Annotated in this window: 5 protein-coding genes and 1 pseudogene; 4 read left to right on the top strand and 2 right to left on the bottom strand. The window is 41.0% G+C overall.

The features are described from left to right. Both FYJ80_RS11825 and FYJ80_RS11390 read left to right on the top strand, forming a co-directional pair. The coding region (locus tag FYJ80_RS11825; protein ID WP_206361086.1) for a hypothetical protein at window positions 1-1,804 on the top strand (1,804 nt) is incomplete at its 5' end. 366 nt (window positions 1,805-2,170) lie between these two features. Next, entirely contained in the window at window positions 2,171-3,511 is a 1,341-nt protein-coding gene (locus FYJ80_RS11390; RefSeq protein ID WP_154427008.1) for a hypothetical protein, read from the top strand. 39 nt (window positions 3,512-3,550) lie between these two features. Here FYJ80_RS11390 and FYJ80_RS11385 read toward each other — a convergent pair whose 3' ends face one another. Further along, on the bottom strand, window positions 3,551-3,898 hold the full coding sequence (locus FYJ80_RS11385; RefSeq protein WP_154427006.1) for a hypothetical protein: 348 nt from the start codon (window positions 3,896-3,898) through the stop codon (window positions 3,551-3,553). A 260-nt stretch (window positions 3,899-4,158) separates the two neighbouring features. Here FYJ80_RS11385 and FYJ80_RS11375 point away from each other — a divergent pair, with 260 nt between their 5' ends. Continuing rightward, the gene (locus FYJ80_RS11375) at window positions 4,159-5,211 is read left to right on the top strand and encodes an acyltransferase (protein WP_154427002.1); all 1,053 of its coding nucleotides are present in this window, start codon (window positions 4,159-4,161) and stop codon (window positions 5,209-5,211) included. A gap of 32 nt (window positions 5,212-5,243) precedes the next feature. Continuing rightward, window positions 5,244-5,726: pseudogene (locus FYJ80_RS11370) on the top strand (ATP-binding protein); the annotation flags it as partial. Between the two features lie 318 nt (window positions 5,727-6,044). Here the strand turns inward: FYJ80_RS11370 and FYJ80_RS11365 are convergent. After that, the gene (locus FYJ80_RS11365) at window positions 6,045-6,266 is read right to left on the bottom strand and encodes an ACT domain-containing protein (RefSeq protein WP_154427000.1); all 222 of its coding nucleotides are present in this window, start codon (window positions 6,264-6,266) and stop codon (window positions 6,045-6,047) included. Window positions 6,267-6,415 lie beyond the last annotated feature (149 nt).

Genomic DNA, 6,415 nt, shown 5'->3' with positions numbered 1-6,415 from the left:
AGAAGTAGAAAAACCAAATCTAAAAATAGATGAAGATAAGAGTAAATGGTCAGCTGGAGATAATGAATTGACAATACAATATGATGGTAGTGTTGTCAGTACTAAATACAAAGATAGTGATTGTCAGCATTCTCTAATACTCAAATTTAAAGATACAAATGAAGAAACCAATTTTATTTATAGAACTATTTATATCTATTCTGATGGTACAAGTGAAATTTCTTACATAAAATCAAAAGGAAAAATCAATCTTTTTCCTTTTGGGGAAGGTAATGATCCTGTATCTTCAGATAATCTTAAAACTTGTATTTTAATTTCAGCATACAGCGAAATTGGTTACATAGAGACACTTCTTACCTTTAACAACGGTAACGCTGAACAAAGAATTAACCCCACGAATATAGAGAACGGTGAAACTGTAACGATAAATAAGGAAGATTGTACAGTGTATTCCATCGTAACAAATTTCATGTCAGGTTATTCAACTTCTAAAGAATATGAAGGTGATGAATTTGAAGTAGAAGCAACAGTTATAAATGATATTACTTGGTCTAGATCAAGGAATTTATCTAGCACATATTCTGCAATTAATATTTCAAAACCTTACCAAGATGAATATGGGTATATTACATGGGACGGAATGTATGTATATGACAACGACAAACCTGAACAGAAGGATATGAAGGAAATTCTAAATTCAGAAGGTATAATTACAGGACGTGACTATGATAATGGATTACTATACATTATTGACAAAAATGTTTCAGATAAAGACCTTAAGATGGTCAATGAAATTCTCAATTGTCTGTATTATGATGAAGATTCCTTGATGGAAGATAACTACCTTGAAAAAGAACAAGAAATGCTAAAAACCAAGCCTTCTGAAAAATTTCTTTTCCCTATGAAGGATTCAAAAGGAAATAATCACAGGCTTTTTACTATTGCAATATATGATTTCAATGAAGAAGATATTGGCACACTTGGGTATTTTTCTTCAGAGCCATACAATTCCCAATCATCAAGGAATGCTTATGCTGCATTCTACATGAACCTCTCATCGATAAGAAATAATTATAATGAATCAGGAGCTAAGGCAACAGCGGAATCATTTCTCAAAACCTTTGCCCATGAATACACCCATTATCTTCAAGTTGATAGAAAGCACAATACAGCATACATGGAAACGATAGACTTAGCACACTTTTTGGAGGAAGGTATTGCTGATTACATAAGTTTAAAACAGAATGGCCTCTTTGAAAGGGAGCATGGGGCATACAATGAGGAGCAAGGATACATTAACATGATGTTCCAAAACAGCAAAACATATCATCCAAGGTGTCAAGAAGATCAAATATGTAACTATGGTATCGGCTGTATGTTCTGGTCATACATTGAAGAAAAGTATCAAGATTACGGTGGAATGGACGTTGTCATCAATCTAACTCGACAAGATACCGATACCCTTGAAGCAGTAGAAAGAGAACTCAAAAAACCATTTAATGAGGTATATGAAGATTTCATGCTTGAAATAATTGCTGAAGCTCTAGGAGTAGATGAGATTAATGGAATAAAGCGTGATATGAAGTTCCCTGAGCTCTATGAAGTAAAACGTATCTATGATGAGGCCATAACATACACAAACGATGCAGACAAAACTGATATGAATGTAAATCTTGGACCAATGAGTTTTAGTATTATAAGATATTATGATAAACTTCCAAATTCGCTTACGTTCGCAAGTGAAAGTGCTGATGCAAAGTGTTATCTAGTTTACTTAGCTGATGTACAGCCCCTTTCCTATTGAACAAATATAGGCTATTTGATACACTTATTTTGTTATATTATAAGCAATTAAAAAGCAGATAAGACATCCTAACTCCCTCTCTGCCATCGCTTGTCATATGACAAAATCTTCATTTTGGAGCCGCTTTATGACCGACACCAGCAAAAATATACTTCTTTCCGACGTACAAGGGCAAGGCTTCCTGTCTATTTTCAACGACTTGTCTTCAGACTTGATGCTCTGTTTTCTGTTTCCCATATGGGCCTCCTTATACCATATGGTACTTCGGCAGCAAACTGGTTGTTAATTATGGTTTATTTTTTGCTTACTTTTCATCTGATATTCCAGCAGGTTGCCAATTTCAGGAAACAGTCATAAAATTGTTTCATGAGAAAAATAATAGCTTTGATAACGGCAATGTGCCTTATCATCACACTCACCGCGTGCCAGACATCAGGTGCGGATAAGACGAGTATCAGTGCAGTGTATTTCATCCCTGAGAGTGAGGATGACTACTATGAGTTTGCAACCTTCGCAATAGGGGAGAAACCCTTTGATCTGGAGACAGAGGATCAGGATCCGGTTTTTGAGGATGAGACGGAGTATTCCCCGCTTGATGACATGGATGGAATCCAGGACTACGACTTAAAGTCGATGGTATTCACCGGGCAAAGCGTGCATGGAATCCCCGATGAGGGTGTCTCATCCCGCTGGAATCACGTTTCCGTTTATTCCGAGAATGAGGATGCGAACTTCGTTGATTCCACATGCATTTATGAAACAGAACACGCATTTTTCTACCTGGATGACAGGTTCTCTGTAGATATGGAGAAACTGGAGGAAATAGCTACAGGCTTTGAGGATGAGTATGAGGTCATTAGGAGAATCTTCGGCAATGAAGGTGATGTCGATGCCAATGGCAAAATCAGGTTTCTGATCACCAGTTTCGATGAGGATACAATGGGGTATTACTATTCCCTTGATCAGTACTCTCAGGAAGAACTGGAAAGGGCAGGGTATGACTATAAATCAAATCTCAGTGACATGCTGTATATCAACGTTTCCATATTCAGCTCAGACGAAAGTTATACTTCAGCGGATGTGGTATCCACCCTGTGCCATGAATTTTCACACATGGCTTACATGAACAACAGGGCGTCAAAGGCTCTGGATGAAGAGTACCTTTCCTTCATCGTTGAAGGTCTTGCGATGTGGACTGAGTACTATGTAGGTTATCCTGAAGGTCATGACGGTTACCTCTACTCTTACCTTTCAGTGGCTGATGAAATATCCTTCTTCACTTCGGACAGGAATGAGATCTACGGTTACGGCCTGCTGTTCTTCCGCTACTTTGGGGAAAGGTTCGGGATCGATGCGATCATAAGGCTTGCAAACTCACCGTATACTGAAGTTGCAGCCCTTGAGGATGCTTCCGGTGTGGATGCGGATACTCTCTTTGAGGACTTTGTCTATACAATCCTTGCAACGGTGACGGGACTCACTGACAGTGAATATTACATGGAAGGACTCAATGATGCAGAATCAGGGTTTGAACTTCTGAGCACTGCATTTGAAGTTCTTGCGGATAAGGAATACGGTTATTACCTGGAGAAGGGAGAGAGCTACTGCAGCTACATCATGCCTCCGTTCTCATTTGCACTGTTCTTTACCGAGTCTGATCCTGATTTCGAGTCTGACAGGGCCCAGATGATAAAAGTGGTGCTCTGAGCTGACTTCAGAAATCCTTATCTTAATAATCTATATACTCTAAAGTATAATACTTGTAAGTATATAGATCGGAGGATTTATGTTAGTAGGCAGGAAAAAAGGAACTTGCACAGCCTTAGGCTGATCGAGCCTTATCACGGACTCGAAGAATCCTTTGTTTATGTAGCTGTAGGCGGTACGCCCGCAGATCGGCAGGGCGTCTCCGGCATATGTGAAGATATGGTTTATTGACTGTCCGTTGTCGAGTCCGCTCCTGATGATGACCTCGATCTCCTTCAGCTGCCCATCCATCACGTGGAGGACCTCCCTCGACGACGAAAGCGTCCCCTCGTATTCCTTCTGGACTTCGTTCGGACTGTAGATGCGCTTCTCCAGAGTGCACGACATTCTCTTTTCGCATCAGTTGCATACGAACGGGAAGCGTGCCACCCTGCAGTCAGTCCTCCTTGCGCAGTCGTTGAAGCTTCGCCCGTAGGCCCCTTTCCTTTCCACGGAGCAATGTCCCTTCACCTCCCTTGAGACCGTCGTCTTTGCGCAGCCGATCTTGGATGCGATCTCGGTTGGTGACATTCGCCTTTTGAGATGGTATTATTGATTGTAGCAAGCATTGTTATTCTTCTTTTATACTATAATTACGGAGAGAAACCATGGTAGAGAAAAAAAACTGGAATAGAAGCCTAGATCTAATTAAGACAGTTGCAATCATCACTGTGCTGATGACTCATATCAGTGCCTCATTTGTAATAAAATATCCATCCTCATCTCCCGAGTTCATCTGGGGAAACATTGTGGATTCGTTGTCTAGAATCGGTGTTCCTCTCTTTTTGATGGTCAGCGGTTCCCTATTTCTTGACGAGGATAAGTCCTTCAACGTAAAAGCCTTCTTTCGTAAGCACTTTCTGGTAATGGCTGTCCTTCTGGTCTTCTGGTCACTAATTTATGGCTTTTTCTATCATGCTCTTGGCGGTGTGGGGGTCTGGGACTATATACTGAATTTCTCAGGAACCCTTTATCCTCATATATGGTATATGTACATGATAATAGGGCTCTATCTCATAGTTCCCATCTTGAGGCTCTTTGTGAAGAGGGAGAATAAGAGGTATATCCTTTACTTCATACTCCTTTCCGTTGTATTCAACTACATTCCTTCCTTCCTGAGTCTCTTCAAGAACATTATGGGATTCTCTATCTCCACTTATACTCCACGTTTATTCCTGAACTTTGTCTCCGGATATACAACATACTTCCTTCTGGGGTGGTACCTGACAAACGTCGAGATAAAGGAGAAGACCAAGAAGGCACTGGTGGCCGCAGGAGCATTGAGTCTTATTTCCATGATAGCCTTGACCCAAGTATTCGAGAGCTCCATTCCTGAATCCTACAACTACACTTATGACAACCTTAGCCTTCTTCCTCTCATTTATTCCACAGGTGCTTTTGTGTTGCTTTATAGGAAGGAGAACAGTGGAAAGGAAGGGAGGTTTTGCCGCACCGTATCCAAGTTTACCTTCGGAATCTATATGCTTCATGTAATGATATTGGAAGTATTCATGGCCTATCTGCTGCCTTATTCTTCCTCTTCCTTCTTTACTCCAATACTATATATGGCCCTTGTTTTTGTTGTGCTTGCTCCGCTTTCCCTTCTGTCATCTCTTCTTATTGGAAAAGTGCCATATCTGAAGAAGCTTCTCTATCTATAGAGTGTTAGGAAAGAGACAAGAAAAGCACAAAGTTCATTGCGGAGAAGCATACCCTTGTGTTCTATGGCATCTGCGGTTCCGGAAAGACCATGCTTTCCATAGCACTGGGCATAAAGGCATGCATGCAGGGATACAAGGTCAAGTTCATCACTCTCTCCCAGCTTGCCACAAGGCTGCTGGAGGCGAAGGAGACGGGGCGGATAGAGAAGGCTCTTGGAGACTTCAGGGCCCTGGACCTTCTCATCATTGACGAATGGGGCTATTGCCAATTGGATAAGATGAGTTCCGAACTGGTGTTCCAGGTGATTGCCGACAGCTATGAGCACAAGAGTCTGATACTGACGACAAACCTTCCTTTCAGCGAATGGGGGAAGATCGTTGCTGACGAGCAACTTGCTGCAGCCATTATCGACAGGATTGTTCATTTCGGTCACTTGATCGATACTGGAAAGGTTGATTGGAGACTTAGGCTTTCTCCGATGAACCATCAAATGGTTGAAAAGAAGATAAATTGAGGTTTTGGAAAAAGTGCTGAATTCTTTTGGTATTTTTGCTGATTTCCTATTGCAAAAACACACACGACAGGGACGTGAATGCCGCGGTGAACATACTCGCTGAGGCAAAGCGTATCATGAACCGAATGGAACAGGCGAAGGACGCCTAGACCATAAGGCGAGGCCGGACGGGTCTCGCGGGCCAGAGACGGTGTAAGACATCCTTCGGGGTGCAGCCGTCGTTACCATGGCCAGATTCCCATGGTCTTGCCTGTGGGAGTACGTCAATCATAAAATCAAATTATTATTTTATGCTATCGGTAATACATGATATTTTCATCATATAAGAGGAAATGAGCCATAATACTTAAACTCAAATCCCTCAACTTTGCTAATTTTTAGAAATTCATCATACCCCGAATCTTTAAGTTCAATGAGCCAAATGTATTCACCAAGCGTAGTCTTTAAGGGACGAGCTGTTATGGCAGCTGGTTTTGCTAAGCCGAAAGCTTTTATAAGTTTAGGAAAATCAGAGATATTTCCCTTTGCTGAAAAAAGCATTCTATCAGCTCTTTCCTTTCTTTATGCTAAGAGACATGTCAAGACAATTAGTTAAAAATTATCCGAATATTTAAGCTACCTCTTCTATATTAATATTAGGGAAAGTTCCCTGTTTATATACTTCATCTGGTGTTTGATAATCTAAGCTT

This window comes from Bullifex porci (genome assembly GCF_009695635.1).
GTDB lineage: Bacteria > Spirochaetota > Spirochaetia > Sphaerochaetales > Sphaerochaetaceae > Bullifex > Bullifex porci.
The sequence above is the reverse complement of the archived record's forward strand: the minus strand, read 5'-3'. Positions and strand labels throughout refer to the sequence as shown.

Coding starts and splice junctions, on each gene's coding strand:
- FYJ80_RS11390 (WP_154427008.1), top strand. CDS start 2,171: ATGAGAAAAATAATAGCTTTGATAACGGCAATGTGCCTTATCATCACA.
- FYJ80_RS11385 (WP_154427006.1), bottom strand. CDS start 3,898: ATGTCGTGCACTCTGGAGAAGCGCATCTACAGTCCGAACGAAGTCCAG.
- FYJ80_RS11375 (WP_154427002.1), top strand. CDS start 4,159: ATGGTAGAGAAAAAAAACTGGAATAGAAGCCTAGATCTAATTAAGACA.
- FYJ80_RS11365 (WP_154427000.1), bottom strand. CDS start 6,266: ATGCTTTTTTCAGCAAAGGGAAATATCTCTGATTTTCCTAAACTTATA.